This is a genomic window from Rhizobium sp. WYCCWR 11146 (assembly GCF_013591995.1).
Classification (GTDB): domain Bacteria; phylum Pseudomonadota; class Alphaproteobacteria; order Rhizobiales; family Rhizobiaceae; genus Rhizobium; species Rhizobium indicum.
Genome location: NZ_JACCEY010000014.1, coordinates 19,889 through 46,183 on the forward strand (window position 1 = coordinate 19,889; position 26,295 = coordinate 46,183).

Below are 26,295 nucleotides of genomic sequence, written 5' to 3' on the forward strand. Positions count from 1 at the left end.
TTCTTCTACGCTACCGCATGGAGTAGCCCTTTGCTCAACAACGACTTGCGCACGTCTGGCAAGGCAGGCGAGCATGATCGCCGCGATGGCCATGCGCCGGGAAATCGCTTTCTCGGCCGCGTCGTTGCATGCAGCGGCTCCCGGGCGACGATCGCCGCCGTCGCCGAACAGGGCGGCACCGATCTTACCGAACTCTGGTCCGTGGGACGGCTGATTTCGATCAGCGTCGGCCGCAACCGCGTCGTCGCGCTCGTCTATCAGATGAACACCGGCAGCCATGCCTGGGGCGAAGGCGAAGACAATATTTTCAAGATCGAGACCGAGCTGCTCGGCGAGGTCCGTGTCGACGAGGACGGGCGAGAGGAATTCTCGACCGGCATCTCGCGTTATCCCTATCTCGGCGCCATCGCGCACCGCATCCGATCCGCAGACCTGATGCGCATCTACGATGCCGGCGAGGGCACGACCGCCGTCATCGGCAAGCTGACGCAGGACGAAAGCATCGATGCGGCGATCCATATCCCCTCGATGCTCTCCAAGCATTTCGCCGTCGTCGGCTCCACCGGCGTCGGCAAGTCGACGGCCGTGTCGCTGCTCCTGCACAAGGCGATCGCGGCGGACCCGAAGCTGCGCGTCCTGATCCTCGATCCGCATAACGAATTCGCCGCCGCATTTCCTCAGCACGCCGTCACCATCGATACCGATACGCTTGATCTGCCCTTCTGGCTGATGCGGTTGGAGGAGTTCGCCGAAGTCGTCTTTCGCGGCCGCCCGCCGGTGCCCGAGGAGCTCGACATGCTGCGCGATATCCTGCCGGAAGCCAAGCGCGCCTTCCGCGGCAGCGACAACTCGCTGGTGCGCCGCACGACGGAAAAAAGTTCGATCACCGCCGATACGCCGGTTCCCTACCGCATGGCCGATCTGCTGGCGCTGATCGACGAGCGCATCGGCCGCCTGGAGGGCCGCTCGGAAAAGCCCTTCCTGCGGTCGCTGAAGATGCGCCTCATCGCTGCGATCAACGATCCGCGCTATCACTTCATGTTCTCCAACAACACGATCAGCGACACGATCACCGAAACCATCGCGCAGATCTTTCGAATCCCTGGCGAGAACCGGCCGATCTGCACCTTCCAGCTTGCCGGCATTCCCTCCGAGGTCGTCAATTCTGTCGCCTCGGTGCTCTGCCGCATGGCCTTCGAGGTGGCGTTGTGGAGCGACGGCGCCATCCACATGCTCGTCGTCTGCGAGGAAGCTCACCGCTATATCCCCTCCGATCCGAGCCTCGGCTTCGTGCCGACGCGCCAGGCAATCGCCCGCATCGCCAAGGAAGGCCGCAAATACGGCGTTTCGCTCGGCATCATCACGCAGCGACCGGGCGAGCTCGACCAGACGATCCTGTCGCAGTGTTCTACGCTCTTTGCCATGCGCCTCGCCAACGACCGCGACCAGGAAATCATCCGCTCGGCCATCCCGAACTCGTCGATCTCGACCACGAGCTTCATCTCCTCGATCGGAAATGGCGAAGCGATCGCCTTTGGCGAGGCGATCAGCGTGCCGATGCGTATGCGTTTTTCCCGCGTCGACGAAAACCTCCTGCCGAAGGCGAGCAGCGCCAACAGCAAGCAGAGCGAGGAAGATCCAGATACGGTCGATCTGCGCAAGATCGTCACCCGCATGCGGGCGGTGACCGTCGGACCCGACATTTCGAATTTCCAGCAGAACTATGCCGCGTCCGTGGCAGGTTTCGACGAGGCTGATGCAGCCGACGAGGATCTCGACTCCAAGCCCTACGCCCCGCCCGCCTCTTCCGCCGCGCCGCCCGCCTCCGTACCGCTTGAATCCTACCGCCGCGAACTGCTGCCGCAGACGCCGCGGCTGGACCCTGCTACCTCACCCGCGATCGATCCCCGGCTGGATGCGCTCCGCCGTGAGATGCGTCGCGACGAGCCGGTCTTTCCCCGGCCGACACCGCCGGCGGACCAGCCCGCCGTCTCCCGCCGGGAACCCGGCACGTCGCTGCGCGAAAGCATCCTGAAAAAACCGCTGAGCAGCCTCTACAACAAGGATTGAGCCTTCAGCTCGCTCTCCAGGGCGATCAGAGGCTCGACGGCGTCGAGCACACGCTGCCGGTCCATCGGCCCGAGCGGCAAGAGAGGGCGTGGGAGCTCTGCCCTGGCGAGTGAAAGAAGGTCGACCAGCGTGTAGACCGCGCGAAGGCTTCCGAACGCCTTGAACGTTTGCCAGAGCGGCTCGAGAAGACCATCGAGCCGACGCACTTCGCCGTCCTCGCCTGCAATTGCGGCCTTGGTCAGGGCAAGGGCGACGCGCGGAAGCAAGCCGCCGATGACGCTGTACCAGGCGTCGGCACCTGAAAGCAGCGCTTCGGCCGCACCCCAGTCGCCGCTGTAGCCGATCGCAAGCCTGGTCTTCTCCCGCAATGCCGCCAGCTCGCCTGCGAAATCGCCGTCAGCAGGCAGAGGCATCTTCACGGCCCTGATCGTCTCGATATCGGATAGGCGCTGCAGAAGATCCCGGCTGAAGGTGAAGTGGGTCGTGCCGGGATTGTTGTAGATACAAAGCGGCAGCTTCGCCGCCTCGGTGACCGCCAGGAAATGCTCGTAGGCTTCGTCCTGGGTCAGCGGCGTGTAGGACACCGGCGCAAGCAGAAGAGCGTCTGCACCGGCGGCCTCGGCATCCCTTGCCAGGCTCCGGGCATGGTCTGTCCTCAGAGCACCGACGCCGACGACGAGGGGAATACGACCGCGAACGCACTCGACCGCAGCCTCGACGGCTCGCCGTCGCTCCTCGCGTGTGAGAAAGGCGTAGATCCCGGTGCTGCCGAGAAGGCCTATCGAAGCCACGCCTGCATCACACAGGCGTTCCAGCAGGCGGCCGAGGGCTTCGGTGTCGACCCGGCCATCCCTATCGGCGGGCGTGGGCGGAAAGGCCGAAAGACCATGAAACGGAGAAGCGACAGACATGATGCGATCCTGAAAATCCGGTCAATGTGAGAACAGAAGGCGCGATCCGGCGCCCGCGAAGAAGACGGCGAGACTGCCCTCGATCCACCGTCGCGCACGGGCGTAGCCGCGCACCATCGGCGCCGTCGAGAAGAGCACGGCATAGCCGGAAAATATCGAGATCCCCAAGAGCACACAGCCGCCGAAGGCCGTGACGGCCATCTCCGGCGAAGCGCCCGGCTTGAGGCCGAGCGACATGATCGCCACCCAGGCCAGAACCGCCTTCGGATTGCCGAGATGCATCAGAACGCCGCGACGATAGAGCGCGCCGAGTTGCGCGGCAGGCGGCACGACCTCGCTTGCCGGCCTATCCGGGGCGGCTGCCGAGCGGGCCGCCCTCCAGGCGAGCCAGAGAAGGTACAATCCGCCTGCGATCTTAAGGAACAGCAGGGCATGGGCATAGCGGGCGAGGAGTGTCGAGATGCCGGTGACCGCAACTAGCCCCCAGCATGTCGACATCGTGATAACCCCGGCGGCAAGGGCGAGCGCCGGTCGACGCCCTTGCCGCATCGCCACATTCATGATGGCCATATTGCTCGGTCCGGGACTGCCTGCAGCGATTGCGTAGGCTATGTAGACGACGAGAAGATCCTGCATTTGCGTTTTTCCAGAAGTTTGCGCCCGCGCACGGCACGACCCCGAAGGCGAAGAATTCGCCATCGGAGAGCCGCCAATCTGCTTCCTTTTCCTCGAAAATTGGTTCATCGTGAAGCGCCATTTTTGAAGAATCTCTATGGACCATTTTGCGATGTCCAAACGGCGCAGCACCATCGAAATCCCGTCGCTCAACGCGATAGATCGAACGACTAACGTCGGCCGCCAGCTTGCGCAGGCCCTGCGGAATGCAATCGCCCGCGGTGAGCTGAGGCCAGGCGAACGACTTCCTTCGACGCGGAGCCTTGCGGATTCCCTGAAGATCGCGCGCGGCACCGTCGTCGAAGTGTTCGATCAGTTGACTGCCGAAGGCTATCTCGAAGCGCGGGTCGGAGCCGGAACCCGTGTTGCCGCTCATCTGATGGACGCGACGCCGGCGCCCCCGCCTGCGCCGGCAGCGGCGACTACCGCGGATGCTGTCGATCTGCCCTCCCCGGCTGCCCGGCTGATCGCCATTGCCCGTGCGCTCACTCCGCACCCACCCGTTCCCTTCGCCATCGCCGTCCCGGCTTGCGGCATTGCGCCCGACGACAGCTGGCGCCGTCTCGGCAACCGCGTGCGCGCGTCGCGACAGGCCGCACCTTCGGGTTATCACGACCCTATGGGCTTGCTCGAACTCAGGCTTGCCATTGCCGACCACGTCCGGCGCGCGCGGGCCGTTCATTGCGAGCCGGAACAGGTCATCGTTACATCAGGCACCCAGCAAGGCCTCTATATGGCGGGCCGTGTTCTTCTCTCGCGTGACGATACGGTATGGGCCGAGGACCCGGCCTATCCCGGCCTGACGGCAGTGCTCGACGATCTCGGCGTACGGACACACCGCCTGCCGGTTGATGCACAGGGAATGAACGTGGAACGCGGCCTCGAGCTCTGTCCACAGGCGCGCGCCGCATTTGTCACCCCTTCGCACCAATATCCGATCGGGATGCCGCTCAGCATGGCCCGACGCAATGGCTTGATCGCCTGGGCCGACCAAAATCGCGCCTGGATCGTCGAGGACGACTACGACAGTGAGCTGCGTTATGCCGGACACCCGTTTCCGTCGATGCAAGGGTTGCGTCCGTCACGCGTCGTCTATCTCGGCACGTTCAGCAAGGTGCTCTTTCCTTCCCTGCGCCTCGGCTACGTTATCGCCCCTCCTCCGCTCGCGGAAGCCTTTGCCGGCGCCCGCGCCATTCTCGACCGGCATTCGCCGATCGCCGAACAGCACGTTCTGGCGGCCTATATGAGGGAAGGCTATTTCGAAGCGCATATTCGACGCATCCGCGGCCTCTATGCCGAGCGCCGCGCTGTTCTGCTTTCGGCCCTCGCCCGGGCCTTGCCTGAGGGGTGCCGCGTCCAGCAGAGCGACCAGGGTATGCATATTCTTCTATGGCTGCCCGAGGAGGTCGACGACGTGCAACTCGCAGCCCGCGCACTCTCGTCCGGCCTCGCCGTGCGGGCGATCTCCCCAATGTATGCCGCGCGGCCGGCGCGCCCCGGCCTGATGCTGGGCTTCGGCGGATTTCTGCCGGACCAACTGCAGGCGGCGGTGGGCGAACTCGTCAAACTGCTGAGCTTGCAGATGTCTCAAGCAGGAGGCCTGCAACGACCTGAAGCCTAAACCGTCAGCCGTTCCCAGCTATCGTCCATCTGGTTGCGAAACCATGTCATTTGCCGCTTGGCATATTGCCGCGTCGCCGCAGCCCCCTTCTCCAGCACCTCGTCGCGCGTCATCTCGCCCCTGATCATCGCCGTAATCTGCGACACGCCGATTGCCTTCATCACAGGCGCCTCGGCCTGCAGGTCGAGCGCAAGCAGCGCCCTTACCTCATCTTCCGCGCCTTGCTCCAGCATCTTTTCGAAACGCCCGTTGATGCGCTGATGCAGCACCGCCCTATCCGGCAGCACGACGATCTTGCGGGCCTTATCGGCGTCGATGATCACCGGTCCCGACTGGCCCTGGAATTCGGCGATCGACCGTCCCGTCGCCTTCATCACCTCCAGCGCCCGGACGATCCGCTGCCCGTCCTGGCGGCTGAGACCTGCCGCCACGGCGGGATCGGCCTCGACGAGCTCGGCATAGAGCCCGTCCGGCCCCTCCTGCAGCAGCCGCGTCCTGAGGGTCTCCCGCAGCGCCTCGGGTATCTCGGGCATATCGGAGAGACCGCCGGTCAGCGCCTTGAAATAAAGCCCCGTGCCGCCGACGAAGACCGGCAGCCGTCCCGCGGCCCTGAGCGCCGGTAGTAGTGTCGCGACATCGCGCAGCCAGGCGCCTGTGGAATAAGCTACACCCGCCGGCACATGGCCGTAGAGATAATGCGGCACACCCTGCATCTCCTCTTCCGACGGGCGCGCGGTCAGCACCCGCAGCGTGTCGTAGACCTGCATGCTGTCGGCGTTGACAACCGCGCCGTCATGGCGCTTCGCCAATTCGACGGCGAGCCCGGACTTGCCGCTGGCGGTCGGCCCGGTTATCAGGATCGCGTTCACTGTGCTCAGAAGGTTTTCCATCATGGCCCTCGTTGCCACGCTTGTTGCCAATCCGTCAAATCCCGTGCTGACACCCGAGATCGCCGAGCAGGCTGCCGAAGCCGTGAAGGCTTCCGGCCTCTACTGGCTGGCAGATGGCGTTGCCTGCGACATCGCGCTGCGCGACGGCACCGATGCGCAAGCGGCCGAGGCCAGTATCCTTGCCGTCATATCAAGCGTGCCCATCGACCTCGTTATCCAGGAGCAGGAGACCCGCCGCAAGAAGCTACTGATCGCCGACATGGATTCGACGATGATCGGCCAGGAATGCATCGATGAACTCGCCGCCGAAGTCGGCCTGAAGGAGAAGGTCGCGACCATCACTGCTCGCGCCATGAACGGCGAGATCGCTTTCGAACCGGCCCTGCGTGAGCGTGTCGCCCTGCTGAAGGGGCTGCCGATATCGGTCGTCGACGAGGTCATCGCCAAGCGCATCACGCTCACCCCCGGCGGGCCGGAACTGATCGCCACCATGAAGTCGAAAGGCCATTACACCGCGCTTGTCTCCGGCGGCTTCACCGTCTTCACCAGCCGCATCGCCGCCACCCTCGGCTTCGACGAGAACCGTGCCAACACGCTGCTCGAAGACGGCGGCATCCTCTCCGGCTTCGTCGCCGAACCGATCCTCGGAAAACAAGCGAAAGTCGATGCGTTGAACGAAATTGCGGCAAGCCTCGGCATTTCACCGGAAGAAGCGATCGCCGTCGGTGACGGCGCCAACGATCTCGGCATGCTGCACCTTGCCGGCTCCGGCGTCGCGCTCCACGCCAAGCCCGCTGTTGCCGCCGAAGCGCAGATGCGCATCAACCACGGCGACTTGACCGCCCTGCTTTATATCCAGGGCTACCGGAAGACGGATTTCGTGACGGCTTGAAGGCGATACCGCGCAAGGCACCCCCTCTCCTTCCCGTTGCACTGGCATCGCCTGGGGTACCCCCCTCTGCCCTGCCGGGCATCTCCCCCACAAGGAGGGAGATCGGCTGGGCGCGATGGCTTCCCCAGACAACTGGCCGTAGCGTGAACCGTCAATTTAGGGCGAGGCATCGCTTCCTGCCGATCTCCCCACCTGTGGGGGAGATGCCCGGCAGGGCAGAGGGGGGTGTATCACACGGCACACCCTCTCCTCGTTATCAGTGCCCTCAGGGCTTTGCGATGCCACAGGTGTGAGGGAGAATCGGAGACCACGGCGGCATCCATCACCGCCATAGCTTTTCTTATTCCATCGGAACCGCCACAAACCGCAGATCGCCATTCGCCGACGCGATCATCAGCTGGGCGTTGCGGCGGCCTTCCTGTTTCAGCGCCTGCACCTTGGCGGCGACCGCATCAGGCGACTTCATGAACTCCTGCGCCACCTCGACAATCACGTCGCCGGGCTTCAGCCCCTTTTCGGCGGAAGCGGAGCCGGGCGTCACTTCCGTCACGACGACGCCATCGACGCTCTCGGCGATGCCGAAGGCCTTGCGGGTCTCGGCGCTCAACAGCGAGAGCGACAGTCCGAGCACGTTCTTCGGCGTGGCCGCATCCGGCGACACCTGGCCCTTATGCTGGTCGGGTGTATCAGGTGCAGGCTTGGCCTGATCGCCGGTGTCAGGCTGGTCCATGTCATTGTTCTCGCCCGGATCCGGAGTGATCACACCGTCGTCCTGCGAGCCATCGGGTGCATCGTTGGATGCAGCCGCCTGATCGCTGTCCTCGAGCCGGCCGAGCTTCACCTTGACGGTCTGCTCCTTGCCGTCGCGCAGCACCACGACGTCGACTTCCTTGCCGACCGTGCTTTCCGCCACGACGCGCGGCAGGTCGCGCATTTCGCTGACGGTCTTGCCGTCGAATTTCAAAATGACGTCACCCGCCTTGATCGAGCCGTCGTCGACAGGGCCGCCCTTGATGACGCCGGCGACCAGCGCGCCCTTTGCAGTGTCGAGCCCGAGGCTGTCGGCGATATCGTCGGTCACCGGCTGGATGCGCACGCCCAGCCAGCCGCGCCGCGTCTCGCCATATTCGCGCAGTTGGTCAACGACGCCGGAAGCGAGTTCCGACGGCACCGAGAAGCCGATACCGATCGAGCCGCCGCTCGGCGAAATGATCGCCGTGTTGATGCCGATCACTTCACCCTTCATGTTGAAGAGCGGGCCGCCGGAATTACCCTTGTTGATCGCCGCATCCGTCTGGATGAAGTTGTCGTAGGGACCGGCATTGATGTTGCGGCCACGCCCGGAAATGATGCCGACCGTCACCGAACCGCCGAAGCCGAACGGATTGCCGATCGCCATCACCCAATCGCCGATACGCATCGTGCTGGAATCGCCGAATTTCACGGATTTCAGCGGCGTCTTCGGCTCGACCTTCAGCACCGAAAGATCGGTCTTCGTATCGGTGCCGATCAGCTTCGCCTTGAGCTTCGAACCATTGGCGAAATTGATCTCGATATCGTCGGCGCCCTCGATCACGTGATTGTTGGTGACGATATAGCCCGCCGGATCGATGACGAAGCCGGAGCCAAGCGAGCTGACATTGTGGTTGCCGCCCTTGTTGCCTTGCTGCTTGTTGAAGAAGTCATTGAAGAATTCCTGGAAAGGCGAGCCGTCGGGCGCGCGCGGCGCCGGACCCGCGCCCTCATCGTCCTTCACCTTCTGCGAGGTCGAGATGTTGACCACGGCGTCGAGCAGCCCCTCGGCGAGATCGGCGACGGAGGCCGGGCCGGTGTTGGGCACGGCGGCCTGGATCGGAGCGGTCTGCTGCGGTGCGACGGCTGCGGGAGGCGTAGGAGCGGGAGCAACCGTTTCCGGAGCAGCTGGAGCGGGTGCAATAACCCCGGGTGCGGTCGTCTCAGGCGTGGTTTGCGCATAGGCAATCCCGCTCACGCCGGCTTGTGCCAGGATTGCGGCGCTGGCCATAAGCGCGAGCGTTCGTCTGAAGGGCGAGCGAATCGTGGGGGCCATCAAGCTTCCTCATAAGGGGTGCAATGCGCACATTGAGCATCAGCATAAGGCGGAATGATGGAGGGTGAAATCACCTTTTCGCGAAATCCCCGTGCAATGTGACGTGCCCTCGCAAAAGCCGGATCGTCACAATCATTCCACGAAAAAAGGGCCGGCGCTCGGGCCGGCCCTTCCAGAATTATCGGGCTCGTTTCTCCTGCCGTCAGTTCGCCGGCTGGGCGGGTGCTGCGGGAGCAGCTGCGCCGGGAACTGCCGGAACTGGGGCGGCCGGATTTGTCGGCTGCAGGGTGCCGGCGGCATTGTCGAAATAGCGGAAGAATTCCGAATTCGGCGACAGCACCAGCGTCGTGTCCTGCGACGAGAGAGCGGAGGAATAGGCCGCCATCGAGCGATAAAACTCGAAGAAGGCTGGATCCTTGCTGAAGACTTCGGCGAAGACGCGGTTGCGTTCCGCATCGCCCTGGCCTCGAAGGATTTCCGCATCGCGCTGGGCGCCTGCGGTGAACTCGACGACCTGACGGTCGGCGATGGCTCGCCGCCGCTGGCCTTCCTCATTGCCCTCGGCCCGGATGCGCTCGGCCTCGGCGAGGCGTTCCGACCGCATGGCATTATAGGTGTTCGGCGCAACCTCCGGCGAAAGGTCGGTGCGCCGGATACGAACGTCGTCTATATGCAGGCCGAGATTTTCGGCATCCGTGCGCAGGTCGTCGCGAATCTCCAGCATCATCGCGACACGCTCTTCCGAGAGCGCGGCATTATAGTCACGCAGACCGTAGACGCGGCGAAGCGATGAATCGAGCTGCGCTCTCAACCGCGCTTCCGCGGCTTCGCGATCGCCCGATACCGTTTCTCGGAAGCGGCGAACATCCGCGATGTTATAGATCACGAAGGCATCGACGTCGAAGGTCTGGCCATCCTGAACCTGAACGCGAATATTGTCGAGATCGAGCCTCAGCGCCTGTTTTTCGACCAGCTGAACTCGGTCGGCATCCATGAAGCCGAAGGGCAGCTTGAAATAAATGCCAGGCTCGGTCTTGACCGACTGGATCTGGCCGAAACGGACGACGATGGCCTGCTCGCGTGCATTCACCACGAAGATGGACGAATAAAGCCCGACCAGCACGATGGCGAGGATGATGAGAATGATGGGAAGTCTGTTCGATGTCATGACTCAACCTCCCTGCTGCGCCGGCTTGCCGAGCTCATTGAGCGGCAGATAGGGCAGGACGCCCTGCTTCTCGTCGATAATGACCTTCCGGGAATTCTTCAGCACCTGCTCCATCGTTTCGAGATACAACCGCTTGCGGGTCACGTCGGGCGCCTTGGAATATTCGTCGTTGATCGCGGTGAATCGCTGCGCTTCACCTTCCGCCTCCTTCACGACACGGTCCTTGTAGGCGGCTGCATCTTCACGGATTCTGGCCGCATCGCCTCGCGCTTGGCCGAGCTTCTGGTTCGTGTAGCGATTGGCCTCTTCGATCGTGCTGTCGCGGTCACGGCCGGCACGCTGCACTTCTTCGAAAGCATCGGCGACTTCCCGCGGCGGCGCCACGTTCTGGATCGTCACGCCGGTCACGGTCACGCCCGCGCCATAGCGGTTCATCGTGTCCTGCAGGATATTGAGCACGTCCACTTCGATCGGCTGACGATTGCTGCGGAAGGCGTCCTGCGCCGGGCGTCGGCCGACGATTTCACGCATGGCACTGTCGGAAACCTGCTGCAGCGTCTCTGCCGGATTTTCGACGTTGAAGAGATAGGCCTTGGGATCGCTGACGGTGTAGAAGACAGCGAACTGCACGTTGATGACGCTCTTGTCGCTGGACAGCATCAGGCCGTTCGAAGACGATGCCGAAGTCGCCCCGATGTTCAATTGCTGCACGGTCACCTTGACCGTCTCCACGGTCTCCATCGGCCACATGTGGAAATGCAGGCCCGGCATGGAAATCTCGTCCTTCGGCTTGCCGAACCGCAGTTCGACGCCGCGCTCGTCCGGCTGCACGACATAAATGCACTGGATCAGCCAGAAGACGGCGACAATCGCCACGACGATCACTGCCACGCCGCCGTTGAAGCCGCCGGGGATGATGTTGCGCAGCTGGTCCTGGCCGCGCCGGATGATATCTTCCAGATCAGGCGGTCCGCCCTTGCCGCCGCCACCGCGCGGCCGGTTCGGCCCCTGTCCCCATGGTCCCTGATTATTACCGCCGCCGCCGCCCCAAGGGCCGCCGCCGCCATTCTGATTGCTCCAGGGCATCAAAACCTCGTTGTTCGTTAAGTCTCCACGCATCCGAAACCGTGGGGGCTGACCGGTGGACGCGTTGGTGACCGTTATAGGTATCACCGCATCGGCTTTCAACGCAGCGTGAGAAACTTGGTCAATTTAATTGGAAAATAGTTCATTTTCAGGCGTAACGGCGTTCGTAGACGATGAAACGCGTGGGATAACTGTCCTTTTCGCCGGCCGGAACCGCGATCGCCTCCCCCGCCTGCCAGATGGCGGGATCGATCGCGGGAAACGACGCGTCTCCGTCGAGATCGGCCTCGACATGCGTGATGCACATCCGGTCGGCAAGACCGATCGCCTGGGCATAGACCTGCCCGCCGCCGATAATGCAGATCTCGTCGACGCCGGTTTCGAGCGCCAGCCTGTCGGCCGCCACCATCGCCTCGGACAGCGAACGGGCCATGGAGACATCAGGATGGTCTATCGCCGCTTGCCGCGAAATGACGACGTTCGGCCGTCCCGGCAGCGGCTTGCCGATCGAATCGTAAGTCTTGCGGCCCATCACGACAGGCTTTCCCAATGTCATCGCCTTGAAGCGCTTGAGATCGCTCGAAAGCCGCCACGGCATGTCGCCGTCGCGGCCGATAGTGCCGTTGCGGGCAACGGCGGCGATAATGGTCCTGCGGATGTCGGCCATGGAATATCCCGGATCAGACGGCGATCGGCGCCTTGATGCTGGCATCGGCCTCGTAGCCGATCAGCTCGAAATCGTCGAAGGTGAAGCCGAAAATGTCCTTCACACCAGGCTTGATGCGCATGAACGGCAGCGGCTTCGGCCGGCGAGCCAGCTGCAGCTTCGCCTGGTCGAAATGGTTGTGATAGAGATGGGCGTCGCCGAGCGTGTGGACGAAATCGCCGGGCTTCAGCCCGGTCACCTGAGCCACCATCATCGTCAGCAGCGCATAGGAAGCGATGTTGAATGGCACGCCGAGGAAGATATCGGCCGAGCGCTGGTAGAGCTGGCAGGAAAGCTTGCCGTCAGCCACATAGAACTGGAACAGGCAATGGCAGGGCGGCAGCGCCATTTCGTCCACTTCGGCCGGATTCCAGGCCGAAACGATGTGGCGGCGCGAATTCGGATTGTTGACGATGCCTTTGACGAGATTGGCGATCTGGTCGATATGGCCGCCGTCGGGCGCTGGCCAGGAGCGCCACTGGGCGCCGTAGACCGGCCCGAGATCGCCGTTTGCATCGGCCCATTCGTCCCAGATCGAAACGCCGTTCTCCTTGAGATAGCGGATATTCGTCTCGCCCTTCAGGAACCAGAGAAGCTCATGGATGATGGAGCGCAGATGCAGCTTCTTCGTGGTAAGGACGGGGAAGCCTTGTTCGAGGTCGAAGCGCATCTGGTAACCGAAGACCGAGCGCGTGCCGGTGCCGGTGCGGTCGCCCCGGTCGGAGCCCTTTTCCATCACATGATTCAAGAGATCGAGATATTGCTTCATGTCGCGCTGATTCCGTTTCGGCCAATTTAAGCCCTCGGAACCGGGAAACCAATCACCGGCGGGTATTTTCCCAATGTTTCTGATGGGTCGCATAACGCTTTTATGACGTTTGCCCTTTCCTTGGGCTGAGGAAACCACTATATCAGCCTTGCCGGCTTTCGGGTCGGCTATGGCGATAAATGAGCGGTGTAATAAACCTATTGGACCCGGGGGCGGTACCCGGCGCCTCCACCAAAAACCGGCGGCCTCAAAGGCCGGCTTTTGATGGGGGCGAAACAGGATCGACAAGGGTGTAAAGATCGTCTTTTTGCTCGGCATTGTACCGCCGTTATCGGGCTAAAATTGTAGTTGCAAACGACAACTATGCGGAAGCTCGTCTCGCTGCTTAATCGCGGTGTGACACTTCAAATAAAGTCCTAGTGGTTCGCACCTCTAGGCGGGGTCCGAAGGCACCTGGCAACAGAAGCCTTCACCTTCTCCCTGCCGCCGAAATCATGTATGTTGCTTAAAAACGTGACTCGGCTCCGGTCTTTCCCAAGGCGCCCGGACGTGGCATACAACCTTGTGAAAAGACTCCGAACCGACGAAAGACAGGAAAAGCATGGGGCAGGATCATATCCGCTACGACATTCTGGCACAGGATGCACTTCGCGGCGTCATCCGCAAGGTATTGGCGGAAGTCGGAGCGACGGGCCGTCTGCCCGGTGATCATCACTTCTTCATCACCTTCCTCACGGGCGCCACCGGCGTGCGCATCTCCCAGCACCTGAAGTCGAAATACCCCGAGCAGATGACCATCGTCATCCAGCACCAGTTCTGGGACATGAAGATCACCGAGACGCATTTCGAGATCGGTCTTTCCTTCTCAGACGTTCCGGAAAAGCTGGTCATTCCATTCAATGCGATCCGCGGCTTCTACGATCCCTCCGTCAACTTCGAGCTCGAATTCGACGTACCGCTCGCCGATGGCGAGGAATTGCCGTCCGGAGAAATCACCGCCTATCCGGTGGATGCGGCCGGAAAACCCGATGACGCCGCAGGCGCAAAACCCGCCGACGGCGAGGAGAAGAAACCGGGCTCCGTCGTCTCGCTCGACTCCTTCCGCAAGAAGCAGTGATTTGAAGGGAGGCCAAGCCTCCCTTTTTCGTGAGGGTCCAGGCAACCGCATGAGCGCCGAAATCATCAATCTGCGCCAGTTCCGCAAGAAGCAGGCCCGCTCCGAAAAGGAGAAGCAGGCCGAGCAGAACCGCATCTCCTTCGGCCGCACCAAGACCGAGAAACAGCTGACCCGCAGCCTGAACGACAAGGCCGACAAGGCCCATCGCGACGGCCGGATCGAGACGGATGACGACGGCGCGTGACGCTTTCACGCAAAGCGTGAAAAGCTGGAATGGAACCTGCGATCAGCCACTTGCGCCCTTTCCTTGAATCGATCTGCCAACCCACGCTTAATTTGATAGAACGTCCTGAGCGCGTCGTCTCGGGCGCCCGTGCTCTATCTGGATGTGAAGGCCTCATGATTCGCAAGCATTCGGCGACATTGCACGGCCATCGCACCAGTTTCTCGCTGGAGGATGAGTTCTGGACCGAGCTGAAGACGATTGCCGCAGCCCGTTCGATACCGCTCGCCGCCCTGATCTCCGAAATCGACGACCACCGCCCACCGGACAGCAACCTGTCTTCGGCGCTGCGCTTGCATGTGCTTTCCTGGATAAAGGCCGGCGGCGGCCACCAGCCTTGATGCATGCTGCTCAAAATTGCGTAGCGATTTGGGGCGACATCAATGAAAACAAAGACCTGAAGCGTCTTGCATGAATCAAATTCTATGCGCTTTCACTGCGCCTGAACGCCCGGCAACTGATCAAAATTGAGCGGACCGGGCTGCGCTTGCCCGCTGCGCCGTGCTGCTTCCGCCTCGGCAGCGGCCCTCGCCTGCGCATCCGCATCCGCCTTCGCTTTGGCTTCCGCCGCGCGTGCGGCCTCCGCCTCCGCAGCAGCCTTCTCAGCGGCTGCTTTCTGCGCCAGCGCGCGCAGCCGCTCTTCTTCCGCCTGCCGCTGTTGCTCGATCTCGGCCGCCTTGATGCGCTCGGCGTCGTTGAACCGGTAGAGCGCCACCTCGCGGCGCAGCCGCTGTTTTTCGAGCACAATCGCCTGCAGCCGCTCGACGCGCCGACGCTCGCGCTCGAAGGCGCGCAGCGACAGATAGCTGGTGATATCGGTCACATCCATCGTCTTGCCGGGCGACGGCAGCATGCCGGAAAAATTCAGCCGGAGCGCCGGCTCGGCGCCGGAAAGCGTTTCTGTGCCGGGATTGAACCCGACACCCAGCGTCGCGCTGATCCGCTCTTCCGGTAGCGCGATTTGCGCATCGGCGGTGATGCGGGCGAGATCGTTGGCGACGGTGACATTCTGCACCCTCAGCGTCCCGTCGGCGATGTTGAAGGGGATGCCGAGCGGCGGCAGCTTCGCCTCGCCGTTGCTGAGCAGCGTCTCGATGATCGGATGCACCTTGCCGGCATTGATCTGCTCCTGCATCGTATCGGTCGCGGCAAGCAGCGGCGGAAGGATGGCAAGGTTCAACCCGCGTATGCTGGTATCGCCGAGCCTCAGTTCGCCCGAACCATTGAGCGAGCTGGCGATCTCGCCGATCGTCTTGCCTGAGGCCTCCATCGACAGCGACAATCCGAACTTGCCGTTGGCGATCGGCGCGCCGTCGCGCAGCCAGACGACGCCGGAAAGATCGGAATCGGCAAGCGCAAGCTTCGTCTGCAGGAAACCGGTGCCGCTGGCATTGGTGAAGAGCAGGTTGCCGGAGAGCTTTCCACCGTCCCAGTTGCCGGCCATGTCGTTGAGCTGCAGCTCGTCGCCCTTGTAGGCAACATTGCTGGTGAAGTCCGACACCGCCGTTTCCGGCAGGCCGGGCCAGAACTGCTTGGCCGCCAGCTTCACATTGACGTCGAGATCCTTGAAGATGGGCAGCCCCAGCGCCGCCGTCGTCAGCTGACCGTTGGCGGGATCGACGATCTGGCCGAACACCGCCTCGCCGAGCCAGCCGGCATCGGCCTTGGAGAGTGTCAGCCCGCCGCTCGCGGTCGTCTTCGCAGCCTTCCGGTCGAAGGTTAGCGCACCGGAAAATTCGTTGTCGGCCGCATGTCCCTTGAGATCGGAAAAGACGATCTTGTCGCTGTCGACGGCGGCATTGACCTGCAGGCCGAACGGCAGCCCGGTTCCGGTCTGCGGCAGAGCGATGCCGTTCATGATGAGATAGGGGTCGATATCGGCGCTGTCGAGCGAAAGCGCGATCTGGCCGTTCATGAAGGTCTCCGGCCGGACATCGACCTTGCCGTTGGCCATGAACGAGGTCCGATCGGTCGCAAAGGTCAGCGCCGCGTCGGCGGGATCATTGCCCGATGCCTTCACTTTCAGCGTCAGCCGGCCATTGGCGCCGACATCGACCGGCAGCGGGTCGAGCCCGGCCTGGCCGAACAGGACTGATGGCACGGCGTTTTCGAGCGTCGCCTCAAGGCTCGTCGTGCCGTTGCCGGTCAGCGCCAGGAGGTCGGACATGCGGTAATCGAGATTGACGCGGCTGCCGTTCGCCACGCCGGCAAGCGTCACCGTCAGCGCATTGCCCTCGTCGCCGCCGAGCGTCAGCGCGCCGCGAAGCGCCGTATTGCCGTACCAGCCGGCATTGCGCACCAGCCGGTCGAGCACCGGGTGATGCGGCAGGTGCTCGCGCAGCATGGTGAAGAAGCCGCCGGGATCGGCCGATTTGAAGGTGATCTCGCCCGCACCCTTGTAATCGAGCAGCGAGCCTTCCGCCCTGCCCGTCGCCGTCAGCTCGGCGCCGGCGATATTCTTGATCGACAGCCGATCGACGGCGAGCGCCCCATCGGCGATCGTAAACGTGGTCTCGACATTCTCGGCACTGACGCCGAAGGCGGTGAACTTGTCGGCCTTGAGCTGGGCGGCGATCTTGTGGTCGAGCACGTTGTCGCCGGCATCCTGGCCGGTCATCAGCCCGCTCAGCGCCTGCAGCGCGTCAAGATCGAGCGTATCGCCGTTCAGCGCCACCGATAGCGTCGGCGTCTGGCCGGAGATCGCCTGGCGCTCCAGCCGGCCCTTCAGCGTCGCCGGTCCGATGGCGACCTCGAGATTTTCGAAACGCTGCAATTCATGCGTCAGGCTGACATTGGCGGAAAAGCCCGCCTGCCGTAATTGCCGGATGGCCGGATCGACCGAGCCGGCTAGCCAGGAGGCAAGCCCCGTCGGCTGGCTGGAGGCCACCAGGATCTGGCCGTTGAACGAAGGCTCGCCCTGAAGCAGGAGCTTGCCCTTGCCCTCCACCTGCGTGCGCCCCGGCAGCGTGCCGGTGACGCTGTCGATCAGCCAGCCGGTGCCGGCCGGTTCGAGCTCCAGCTGTACGTCGCGCAGCGTCGTATCGCCGGCGACGATCGCCGGCAGCTTGACGCTCGCCTTGCCCGGCACCTGCGGGATCGGCACCTGCGCGACGATATCGATCAGCGAATTCAGCCTCTGGCGCGCCGAAACAGCGGGATCCCGTGTCGTCTTGCCGGCCGAGCCCTGATTGCCGATGCGGTTGACATCGATCTGCTGGCCGTCGGCGGTCAACAGGAATTCCGGCGCATTGCCGGTATCGAGCGTCGCCTCGCCGGTTATGACATAGGGGTCGTCCGTCGGGCCGATCTCCATCCTGTATTCGGGAATCCGAATGCGTTCATTGGTGAGCTCGAAGCGGCCCTTGACGCGCGGCGGCTGCTCTTTCTTGTTGGCGGGCTTGGCGCTGTTGCGGATCTCGACCGCGGCCGAAAGCTGGCCCTGATAGTTCGGCTTGCTGTCGACGAGCTTCAGCTCGCCGTCGAGATCGACGCTGACAGGGTGCTTGTCCGGCGAAAGCCTTGTGCGCATGCGCAGCACGCCCTTCTCGTCCGGCTGACTGCTCGAGATCGAGAAGCCGCCGTGCTCGCCGTCGAGCGCGGCGTCGCCCTCGATGCGCCAGGGACCAGCCAGCGACTTTGCCGACATTTCCGCGTTGAGGCCGGTGATGCGACGCGAGCGACCCGACTGATCGTCGATGAATTCGACCTCGCCGCCGCTGACATGCACGTTTTCGAGAACGACGGTCCTTGCCGGTATTTCCGCGCGGCTGCCACGCATCCAGTCGAGAGTGCCGTCCTTGAGCAATCTCAAGCGCACCTTCGGATTGACGACGCGCATGTCGAAGATCAGCGCTTCGCCCGACAGGAAAGGCGCGAGCTCCGCATCCATGGAGAACTGCTCGACCTTGACGATCGGCGTGCCGTCAGCTTCCTGGCCGACGCGCACGTCATGCAGCGTCACCGACGGGAACGGCAGCAGGCGCGCATCCACCGTGCCGTAGACGGTGACCTTCTTGCCGATGATGCGGCTTGCCTGATCCTCGAAATTCTTGCGGAAATCCGTCCAGTCGATGAACAGCGGCGCAAGCAGCGCCACAAACAGCACTACGACGATCACTCCCCCCAGAAAGACGAGGAACCGGCCTACCAATGCAAAGCGTCTCCATTCGGGATTCTGTTGCCGACACTAGAGCATGATGCCGAAAAGTGTGAGCGGTTTTCGGACGACATCATGCTCTAACTCTTTAATTGAGAACAGGATTCAGATTTCAGGGCGAGCCGGCCTACCATCATCTTGTTCTAGCGCTATTCATGCCGGGGGCAAGACCCAACTTCATGAGAATGTTTCGTTTTCAGCCATGGTGGAAAATCTTGCCGGGATTGAAGATATCGTCCGGATCGAGCGCCTGTTTCACCTGTCGCATCAGATCCACCGCGCCGCCGAGCTCCTGTTCCAGAAACGCCATCTTGCCCTGTCCGACTCCGTGTTCACCGGTGCATGTTCCGTCCATTGCGAGCGCCCGCCGGTTGAGCCGTTGCACGAAAGCCTCGGCTACGGCGACGCCTTCGGTGCTCTTGTCATCAAACAACAGCAGCACATGGAAGTTCCCGTCGCCGGCATGGCCGACGATCGGCCCCAGCAGCCCATGCTCCTCGATATCCGCCTGCGTTTCGGAAACACAATCGGCAAGCCTCGATATCGGAACACAAACATCGGTCGAAAGTGCGGCAAGCCCGGGCGCCAGCGCCCTTGCAGCCCAATAGGCGTCGTGGCGCGCCTTCCAGAGCTTCGTCCGCTCCTCGGCATTGGCGGTCCATAGGAATTCGCCGCCGCCGCATTCGGCGGCGATCTCGGCAAAGGCTGCCGATTGCAGCGGCACAGTCTCGTCGGTGCCGTGGAATTCGAGGAACAGCGTCGGGCTTTCGGCATAGGAGAGCTTGGAATAGGCGTTGCAGGCCCGCATCTGCACCGTGTCGAGCAGCTCGATGCGCGCCACCGGAATGCCCATCTGGATCGTCATGATGACGGCATCGCAGGCGGCCTTGATGCTCGGAAAGGCACAGGCCCCTCCGGCGATCTTCTGCGGGATCGCCTGCAGGCGCAGCGTCACCGAGGTCAGAATGCCAAGCGTGCCCTCGGCGCCGACGAAGAGCCGCGTCAGATCGTAGCCCGCCGAGGATTTACGGGCGCGCCGGGCCGTGCGGATCTCCTCGCCATTGGCCGTGACGGCGGTGACGGCAAGCACATTGTCCTTCATCGTTCCGTAGCGCACGGCATTGGTGCCGGAGGCCCGCGTCGAGGCCATGCCGCCGATCGAGGCGTTGGCGCCGGGATCGATCGGGAAGAACAGGCCGGTATCGCGCAGGTGGATGTTCAGCGCCTCGCGTGTGACACCCGGTTCGACGGTGCAGTCGAGATCTTCGGGATTGACCTCGAGCACCCGGTTCATGCGGCTGAAATCGATCGAAATACCGCCATTGGCGGCATTGACCTGCCCCTCCAGCGAGGTGCCGACACCGAAACCGATCACCGGCACCTTGTGGGTCGCACAGACATTGACCGCCGCCTTCACATCCTCGGCGTTCTCGGCGAAAAGCACCCCGTCGGGCAGTTGCGGCGGGATATAGGTGGTCGTATGCGCATGCTGTTCGCGGAAGGACTGGCCGGTCTGGAAACGCTCGCCGAAGCTCTGCTTGAGAATGCCGAGCACCGCGGCAATTCCAGCCTCGTTGCGTGTGCCCGCCTTCGCGTCCTTCAGCGCCATCCCTTTGATCTCCCTGCCATTCCGCAGAAACCATATCGTGTTCCGCAGGCTACAGCGCCGCGCGTCTTTTCAGCCGCGCAAAGGACGCTGTAGGACTCTAGAATTGCTGCATAATTTCATCCTTAAATCGATTCCGATTTAAGGAATTATGCAGCAGGCTGGGTATGCGGCAAGTCAAAGCGGCTGTCCAGTTAAGATTGGCAGAAGATTTCATTCCCACTTTGTTATAGGCCGGCTGCTATAGACAAATCCGCCGTCCCCGGCGCCTCAGACGATCGGCGGATTGAGCCGGGCAAAACCCTCCTGTCGCCGATAGGGGAAATAGGGATAGGGCGCCGTCACCGCGCTGACGGCGTCGAGCCTTTCGATCTGCTCCTTCGACAAGCTCCAGCCGACCGCGCCGAGGTTCTGCCTGAGCTGCTCCTCGTTGCGGGCGCCCATGATGACGCTCGATACCGTCGGCCGGTTAAGCAGCCAGTTGATGGCGATCTGCGGCACCGTCCGGCCGGTCTCGCCTGCGATGGCGTGTAATACCTCGACGATGTCGAACAGCTTCTCGTCGTCGACGGGCGGGCCGTATTGCGCCGTCTCGTGCAGCCGGCTTGCCTCAGGCAACGGCTGGCCGCGGCGGATCTTGCCGGTCAACCGTCCCCAGGCAAGCGGGCTCCAGACGAGGGCTCCCACACCCTGGTCGGCGCCGAGCGGCATCAGCTCCCATTCGTAGTCGCGCCCTGCCAGCGAATAATAGACCTGATGGGCGACATAACGCGGATAGCCGTGGCGCTCGGCGGCGGCGAGCGACTTCATCAGCTCCCAGCCGGCAAAATTGGAAACGCCGACATAGCGAATCTTGCCTGCGGCGACGAGCCCGTCGAGCGTCGACAGCACCTCCTCGACCGGCGTCGAGGCATCGAAAGCATGAAGCTGCAGCAGGTCGATATAGTCGGTCCCGAGCCGGCGCAGCGCATCCTCGGTCGCGCGGATCAGCCGCGCCCGCGACGTTCCCCACTCCTGCGGCCCCTCGCCCATCGGCAGCGCCGTCTTCGTTGAGATCAGCACAGCGTCGCGCCGGCCACGGATCGCCTGGCCAAGCACCTCTTCGGACGCGCCGGCGGAATAGACGTCGGCCGTGTCGAAGAGATTGACGCCGGCTTCCAGGCAGATGTCGATGAGCCGCCGCGCTTCCTCGGCATCGGTATTGCCCCAGGCGCCGAACAGCGGCCCGCTGCCGCCGAATGTGCCCGCGCCGAAGCTCAAGACCGGCACTCTGAGGCCGGAGGCGCCGAGATTTCTGTAGTCCATGGATCTGTCTCCTGTGTTTCCTATGAGATAGACCCCGGGCATTCGATGATATAGAGTGCCTACAAGCAAATCATCTGTGACTTGAATTCATCATGAGCCGTCAGGACATCAACCGCTCCGGCGAAATGGAAGTCTTCGTCAGCGTCGTTGAGCGCGGCGGCTTTTCCGCCGCCGCCACGGCCCGGCGCATGACGCCTTCCGCCGTCAGCAAGCTCGTCGCCCGGCTGGAGACACGCCTCGGCGCCCGCCTCCTCAACCGTTCGACCCGCAGGCTGCAGCTGACGCCGGAAGGCTGTGCCTTCTACGAGCGCAGCATCACCATCCTTGCCGATATCGCCGAAGCTGAACGTCAGGCATCGACAGGCGAACAGGCCTCAGGCCGCATCCGCATCAACACCAGCGGCTCGTTCGGCAACCATGTGCTGGCGCCGCTCGTGCCTGCCTTCATGGCGCTGCATCCGGCCGTGACGCTGGATATTTCCCATACCGACAGGATGGTCGACCTGATGGAGGAGCACGCCGATGTCGCAATCCGCGCCGGCCCCTTAAAGAATTCCAGCCTGATCGCCCGCAAGCTCGGCGCCACCGGCAAGATCATCGTCGCATCGCCGGATTATCTCTCGCGTCACGGCAAACCACGCTCGATCGCCGATCTCCGTCGCCATTGCCGCATCGGCTTTTCCTACACCCGCGCCATCGAGGGCTGGCTGCTGCGCGAAGGTGGCGAAACGGTAACGATCCCGATCACCCCGGGCCTGCAGGTGGGAGACGGTGAAGCCATGCGCCACCTCGCCTTATCAGGCGCCGGTCTTGCCCGGCTCGCCGCCTTCACCGTGCGCGCCGATATCGATGCCGGCCGCCTAGTGCCGGTGCTCGAAGAGGCCAATCCCGGCGATATCGAGGAGTTCTACGCCGTCTATATGGGCCAGGGCGGTCCGCTGCCGGCACGCGTACGCGCACTGCTCGATTTTCTCGCCAGCCATGTGCGTTTCTGACCGTACCGCGCCCAAAACCGTGCAGCGACGTAGGAGGGCGACATACACAAAAACAATGACTTAAAGCGGCTGTATGAATCAAATTCGCATGTTAAGACGCCGAGAAGCCAAATTTGGCAATTGACCGCTCGCCTTCCACCCGCCTATACCGAACCCGCGCCAGCCGGCTCCTGCAGCCGGCCTTTCTTCGTCATGCCGGAGCCCCTCCCATCTTCAGCCTCAGGGCTTGGCGCCGGCCAGGAAAGACACGGGGATCATGTCACTCAGCGACGCAAGCCGCCTGCTGCGGGATGCCGGCCTGCCGAAATGGGCGCTGCTATTGGCACTTTCGACCGCCCTCGTCGTCTTCCTCGAACTCTTCGCTTTGCCGGCCTCGCTGCTGATCGGGCCGATGGTCGCGGCAATCGCACTGGCGTTGACCGTCGGCAAGGGAAAGCTTCGCGTGCCCTTCTGGCCGCTGCAGTTCGGCCAGGTCCTCGTCGGCCTGATGATGGCGCGCACCATCACCCCTGACATTCTCGGCACGATGGCGAAGGACGCACCGCTCTTCCTGCTGTTCATCTTCTCGGTCATCGCCATCGCCACCGGCCTCGGCTGGCTTTTGACGCGCTGGCAGGTGCTGCCTGGGACGACCGCGGTCTGGGGTTCCTCGCCGGGCGGCGCCTCCGCCATGGTCATCATGTCGGAAGCCTATGGCGCCGATGCCCGTCTCGTCGCCTTCATGCAGTATCTGCGCGTCGTCTTCGTTGCCGTCGGCGCGTCTGTGATCTCGCGCCTGTGGGTGGCAGCCGACGGCGCCGAACCGCCGCCGCTCGTCCTCTTTCCCGAGATCGACTGGCCAGCCTTTGCATCGACGATGGCTTTTACCGCCTTTTGTGCCTATGGCGTCCGGCGCCTGCGCCTCCAAGGCGGCACGATCATCGTGCCGCTCTTTCTCGGCGCCTTGCTGCAGGGCATGGGCCTTCTGAAAATTGAGTTACCGATGTGGCTGCTCGCCATCGCCTATGCACTGGTCGGCTGGAGCATCGGCCTGCGTTTCACCCGCTCGATCCTCAAGCACGTGGCGCGCGCCCTGCCGAGGGTATCGGCCTGCATCGTGCTGCTGATGGCGCTCTGCGGCTGCATGGCGGTGGCGCTTCACGTCTTCGCAGGCATAGATCCGCTGACCGCCTATCTCGCCACCAGCCCCGGCGGCGCCGATTCCGTCGCCATCATCGCCGCCTCCAGCGATGTCGACGTGCCCTTCGTCATGGCAATGCAGACCGGCCGTTTCCTGGTGATCCTGATGATCGGCCCGATGCTCGCGCGTTTCATCGCCCGCCGTTCCGGCCTTGCGGAAAATCCCGTCTAGAGCGGTTCAGCTTTTCATGGAAACGCAGAACCACTCTAAGTTTTTGTTTTTACGCAATTCCGGACGGAAAACCGCTTCACACTTTTCCTGGAATTGCTCTAGTGCCCTGCTTGGGGTTGTGCGCGAGCGCTACCCATTGGCCGGGCGTCATGCCGTAGGCCTTCTTGAAATGGCGGTTGAGATGGCTCTGGTCGGCAAAGCCGGTCGCCGCCGCCACATCGGAAATCCCCTCGCCCGCGCCGATCATCGCCCGGGCCCGCTGCAGCCGCCGCATCAGAAGGTAGCGATGCGGGCTGGTGGCGAAGGCCGCCCGGAAATGCCGCGCCAGCGCGAAACGATCGAGACCCGTCACCGCCTCAAGCTCGCCGGAATTCACTGCCCGGGTCGCATGCGCCTCGAGATAATCCCGTGCCGCCCGCGCTTGCCGCCAGGCGACCAGGCCCAGCGGCCGGCGAGGCATACGCGCATGCCGTGACAGCCCGCCCGTCACCTGAGATACGAAATCGTCGACGAAAAGCGCGTCCAGTTCGCGGTCGAGTTCGCCGAGTGCTGCCAGCAGCACGCCTGCTAGCGCAGGATCGCCGATCACGGGTTCATCGACATAAGGCAGGCCGACGCCATCCGCCTTCAGGCATTCGAGAAGCAGCGATGGCTCCAGATAGAGCATGCGGTATTGCAGCCCATCCTCCGTCCCCGCCCCGCCGTCATGCTCTTCGTCGGGATGTAGCACGATCACCTGCCCCGGCAGGCTGAAGCGCCGCTCGCCACGATAGCGGAAGGTCTGAACCCCCTTCAGAGTCACGCCGAGTGCATAGGTGTCGTGCCGATGCGGCTCGAAAGCATTGCCTGAGAACTGCGCCTCGATGCGCTCGATGCCGGGAAAGGCTGGCGCAGCCAGGATGGCGTTGCCGGATGGTCCTGCGCACAAACGTTCAAGACCTTCGAAGACCTGCGGATGTAAGTCCTGGTTCAACGCGTCCGATACTCCATAACCCGTAGATAGGTGAAAGACCGTCCGATGTATGATACCAAAATTGCCGTCGTCCTGCGAAACAATCTTGCCGGCTGGCAGAAGCTGAACGTCACCGCCTTCCTGATGACAGGCATCGCCGGCCGGCATCCCGAGATCATCGGCGAAGCCTACAGGGACCGCGCCGGCAATCTCTATAATCCCCTATCGATCCAGCCGATCATCGTGCTCTCCGCCGACGAGGCGACCATATCAGCCGTTCACCGCCGCGCGCTGGAGCGCGATATCACAAGCTCGCTGTTCATCGAGGAGATGTTTGCGACCGGCCACGACGCGGCCAACCGCGCCGTCTTCGCAGAATTTGCGCCCGAAGACGCCAAGGTGGTCGGCATCGCCCTGCGCGCCGAAAAGAAGATCGTCGACAAGATCACCAAGGGCGCAACGATGCAGCACTGACGAAAAAGGCCGGGCGTGACCCGGCCTTTCCGCAAACGGTATGAGCCAGCATCAGCCCTGCGTAATCGGCGCGATCTGGATCTCGACGCGGCGGTTCTGCGCTCGGCCGGCCTCACTCGCATTGGAGGCAACGGGTTGCGACGGACCGAAGCCGACGGCGGAGACGCGGCGCTGGTCGATGCCCTGGCCGCCGAGATAATCGGCAACCGAAAGTGCACGGCGCTGCGACAGGTCCTGATTATGCTGCAGGCTGCCGGTCGAATCCGTATGGCCGTTGACGTCGATCAGCGTGCGGTTGAACTTGCGCAGTACGATCGCCACCGAATTCAGCGTCGGATAGAAGCCCGGCTTCACCGCGTCCTGATCGACATCGAAGGTGATGTTCGACGGCATGTTGAGGATGATGTTGTCGCCGTTGCGGGTCACCGAAATGCCGGTGCCTTCGAGCTGGGCGCGAAGCTCGGATTCCTGCTGGTCCATGTAGTTGCCGATCGCACCGCCGGCGAGAGCCCCGACGCCTGCGCCGATCAACGCCGCATTACGCTTGCCGTGGCCACCGCCGCCGACAGCCACGCCGACGAGAGCACCGCCCAGCGCGCCGAGCGCCGCGCCGCCGGCCGTATTGGAAACCTTCTGTTCACCGGTATAGGGATCGGTCGTCGTGCAGGCGCTGAGATAGCTTGCGGCAATAGCGAGAAGTATGAATTTTTTGATCATGGACAGGACGGTCTCCGTTCGACTGATGCGAGCAAATGGCAAGGATTGCGGCAAGAAAATGAAGATGCTCTCCTGATAGGGCAAATTCGGACGTCGAAACACAGCCATGTTGCGGGAATGCGCTGATATCACCAGTTTTAGCCGATGACTGCTCCTGCGCCTCCATAGGTATAAAGCCGTGCCTGCCATTGCGGTTTTCAGGCCGATGGTGCCGTTCATTACGATTGCCGTCATCGACTGACTTCTCCGTAGCGCGTGTTGGAGCGCCCACTTCTCCTCCCTCATTCCTGTGCTCGTCACAGGAATCCAGCCACCGCGCGTCCGCGCGGTGAATGGCTCAATGTTGCGATTGAAAAAGTCTATCGCGCCCAAGGGCTTCGGCGCACTGGATTCCTGTGACGAGCACAGGAATTGTCTCTCAAATCCATGCTTTAATGTTTGGGAAGCTGGGATCGAACCCCGGGATGGCCATCCCGGGGTTCG

General features: G+C 62.9%; 22 protein-coding genes and 1 other RNA gene. 10 read left to right on the forward strand and 13 right to left on the reverse strand.

All coding sequences use genetic code 11. The annotated features are described in order from the left end of the window. The first annotated feature begins 30 nt into the window (after window positions 1-30). Complete coding sequence (locus tag HX899_RS08595) at window positions 31-2,070, forward strand: ATP-binding protein (protein WP_181292234.1); 2,040 nt, start codon at window positions 31-33, stop codon at window positions 2,068-2,070. Here the strand turns inward: HX899_RS08595 and HX899_RS08600 are convergent. Both HX899_RS08600 and HX899_RS08605 read right to left on the reverse strand, forming a co-directional pair. Further along, window positions 2,055-2,981, reverse strand: a complete 927-nt coding sequence (locus HX899_RS08600) for a dihydrodipicolinate synthase family protein (protein ID WP_181292235.1) — start codon at window positions 2,979-2,981, stop codon at window positions 2,055-2,057. The genes HX899_RS08595 and HX899_RS08600 overlap by 16 nt on opposite strands. A gap of 21 nt (window positions 2,982-3,002) precedes the next feature. After that, the gene (locus HX899_RS08605) at window positions 3,003-3,617 is read right to left on the reverse strand and encodes a LysE family translocator (RefSeq protein ID WP_181292236.1); all 615 of its coding nucleotides are present in this window, start codon (window positions 3,615-3,617) and stop codon (window positions 3,003-3,005) included. A gap of 151 nt (window positions 3,618-3,768) precedes the next feature. Between HX899_RS08605 and HX899_RS08610 the strand changes: the two genes are divergently transcribed. Beyond that, complete coding sequence (locus HX899_RS08610) at window positions 3,769-5,277, forward strand: PLP-dependent aminotransferase family protein (protein WP_181292237.1); 1,509 nt, start codon at window positions 3,769-3,771, stop codon at window positions 5,275-5,277. Here HX899_RS08610 and miaA read toward each other — a convergent pair. Continuing rightward, complete coding sequence (gene miaA / locus HX899_RS08615) at window positions 5,274-6,170, reverse strand: tRNA (adenosine(37)-N6)-dimethylallyltransferase MiaA (protein ID WP_181292238.1); 897 nt, start codon at window positions 6,168-6,170, stop codon at window positions 5,274-5,276. The two genes, HX899_RS08610 and miaA, sit on opposite strands and share 4 nt — an antisense overlap. Here miaA and serB point away from each other — a divergent pair. Then, window positions 6,169-7,059, forward strand: a complete 891-nt coding sequence (gene serB / locus HX899_RS08620; protein WP_181292239.1) for a phosphoserine phosphatase SerB — start codon at window positions 6,169-6,171, stop codon at window positions 7,057-7,059. The two genes, miaA and serB, sit on opposite strands and share 2 nt — an antisense overlap. 340 nt (window positions 7,060-7,399) lie before the next feature. On the opposite strand, the gene HX899_RS08625 is transcribed toward serB, so the two are convergent. From HX899_RS08625 to HX899_RS08645, 5 genes are all read right to left on the reverse strand, one after another. Next, window positions 7,400-9,127 (reverse strand): DegQ family serine endoprotease, encoded by a 1,728-nt coding sequence (locus HX899_RS08625; protein ID WP_181292240.1) that lies wholly within the window; start codon window positions 9,125-9,127, stop codon window positions 7,400-7,402. A 202-nt stretch (window positions 9,128-9,329) separates the two neighbouring features. Continuing rightward, the gene (gene hflC / locus HX899_RS08630) at window positions 9,330-10,295 is read right to left on the reverse strand and encodes a protease modulator HflC (RefSeq protein ID WP_180193763.1); all 966 of its coding nucleotides are present in this window, start codon (window positions 10,293-10,295) and stop codon (window positions 9,330-9,332) included. Window positions 10,296-10,298: 3 nt separating this feature from the next. Continuing rightward, window positions 10,299-11,381 carry an FtsH protease activity modulator HflK gene (hflK, locus tag HX899_RS08635; RefSeq protein ID WP_138330553.1) on the reverse strand — a complete coding sequence of 361 codons (1,083 nt, stop codon included), beginning with the start codon at window positions 11,379-11,381 and terminating at the stop codon, window positions 10,299-10,301. Between the two features lie 148 nt (window positions 11,382-11,529). Further along, window positions 11,530-12,048: a dihydrofolate reductase gene (locus tag HX899_RS08640; RefSeq protein WP_181292241.1), complete on the reverse strand. Its 519-nt coding sequence runs from the start codon at window positions 12,046-12,048 to the stop codon at window positions 11,530-11,532. Between the two features lie 13 nt (window positions 12,049-12,061). Beyond that, entirely contained in the window at window positions 12,062-12,856 is a 795-nt protein-coding gene (locus tag HX899_RS08645) for a thymidylate synthase (protein ID WP_181292242.1), read from the reverse strand. Between the two features lie 111 nt (window positions 12,857-12,967). Between HX899_RS08645 and ssrA the strand changes: the two genes are divergently transcribed. From ssrA to HX899_RS08665, 4 genes are all read left to right on the forward strand, one after another. Then, window positions 12,968-13,330, forward strand: a transfer-messenger RNA (tmRNA) gene (gene ssrA, locus HX899_RS08650). A 127-nt stretch (window positions 13,331-13,457) separates the two neighbouring features. After that, window positions 13,458-13,973: an SspB family protein gene (locus HX899_RS08655; protein WP_138387101.1), complete on the forward strand. Its 516-nt coding sequence runs from the start codon at window positions 13,458-13,460 to the stop codon at window positions 13,971-13,973. Between the two features lie 49 nt (window positions 13,974-14,022). Beyond that, window positions 14,023-14,217 carry a DUF4169 family protein gene (locus HX899_RS08660; protein ID WP_003541320.1) on the forward strand — a complete coding sequence of 65 codons (195 nt, stop codon included), beginning with the start codon at window positions 14,023-14,025 and terminating at the stop codon, window positions 14,215-14,217. Between the two features lie 155 nt (window positions 14,218-14,372). Continuing rightward, entirely contained in the window at window positions 14,373-14,597 is a 225-nt protein-coding gene (locus HX899_RS08665) for a ribbon-helix-helix domain-containing protein (RefSeq protein ID WP_138387487.1), read from the forward strand. Window positions 14,598-14,689: 92 nt separating this feature from the next. On the opposite strand, the gene HX899_RS08670 is transcribed toward HX899_RS08665, so the two are convergent. The 3 genes from HX899_RS08670 to HX899_RS08680 all read right to left on the reverse strand — a co-directional run bounded on the left by HX899_RS08670 (window position 14,690) and on the right by HX899_RS08680 (window position 21,323). Continuing rightward, window positions 14,690-18,406: an AsmA-like C-terminal region-containing protein gene (locus tag HX899_RS08670; RefSeq protein WP_181292243.1), complete on the reverse strand. Its 3,717-nt coding sequence runs from the start codon at window positions 18,404-18,406 to the stop codon at window positions 14,690-14,692. A gap of 202 nt (window positions 18,407-18,608) precedes the next feature. Next, window positions 18,609-20,021 carry an FAD-binding oxidoreductase gene (locus HX899_RS08675; RefSeq protein ID WP_138330549.1) on the reverse strand — a complete coding sequence of 471 codons (1,413 nt, stop codon included), beginning with the start codon at window positions 20,019-20,021 and terminating at the stop codon, window positions 18,609-18,611. 267 nt (window positions 20,022-20,288) lie between these two features. Next, the gene (locus HX899_RS08680; protein ID WP_181292244.1) at window positions 20,289-21,323 is read right to left on the reverse strand and encodes an aldo/keto reductase; all 1,035 of its coding nucleotides are present in this window, start codon (window positions 21,321-21,323) and stop codon (window positions 20,289-20,291) included. A 92-nt stretch (window positions 21,324-21,415) separates the two neighbouring features. On the opposite strand from HX899_RS08680, the gene HX899_RS08685 reads away from it, so the two are divergent. Further along, window positions 21,416-22,318 (forward strand): LysR family transcriptional regulator, encoded by a 903-nt coding sequence (locus tag HX899_RS08685; RefSeq protein ID WP_138387096.1) that lies wholly within the window; start codon window positions 21,416-21,418, stop codon window positions 22,316-22,318. A gap of 256 nt (window positions 22,319-22,574) precedes the next feature. Beyond that, window positions 22,575-23,669, forward strand: a complete 1,095-nt coding sequence (locus HX899_RS08690) for an AbrB family transcriptional regulator (RefSeq protein ID WP_138387095.1) — start codon at window positions 22,575-22,577, stop codon at window positions 23,667-23,669. A gap of 76 nt (window positions 23,670-23,745) precedes the next feature. On the opposite strand, the gene HX899_RS08695 is transcribed toward HX899_RS08690, so the two are convergent. Further along, a complete protein-coding gene (locus tag HX899_RS08695) occupies window positions 23,746-24,642 on the reverse strand; it encodes an AraC family transcriptional regulator (protein WP_138330545.1) in 897 nt (298 codons plus the stop codon). A 45-nt stretch (window positions 24,643-24,687) separates the two neighbouring features. On the opposite strand from HX899_RS08695, the gene HX899_RS08700 reads away from it, so the two are divergent. Further along, window positions 24,688-25,095, forward strand: a complete 408-nt coding sequence (locus tag HX899_RS08700; RefSeq protein ID WP_138330544.1) for a DUF2000 family protein — start codon at window positions 24,688-24,690, stop codon at window positions 25,093-25,095. A gap of 51 nt (window positions 25,096-25,146) precedes the next feature. Here HX899_RS08700 and HX899_RS08705 read toward each other — a convergent pair whose 3' ends face one another. Then, the gene (locus HX899_RS08705; RefSeq protein ID WP_003541337.1) at window positions 25,147-25,812 is read right to left on the reverse strand and encodes an OmpA family lipoprotein; all 666 of its coding nucleotides are present in this window, start codon (window positions 25,810-25,812) and stop codon (window positions 25,147-25,149) included. Window positions 25,813-26,295: the final 483 nt, after the last annotated feature.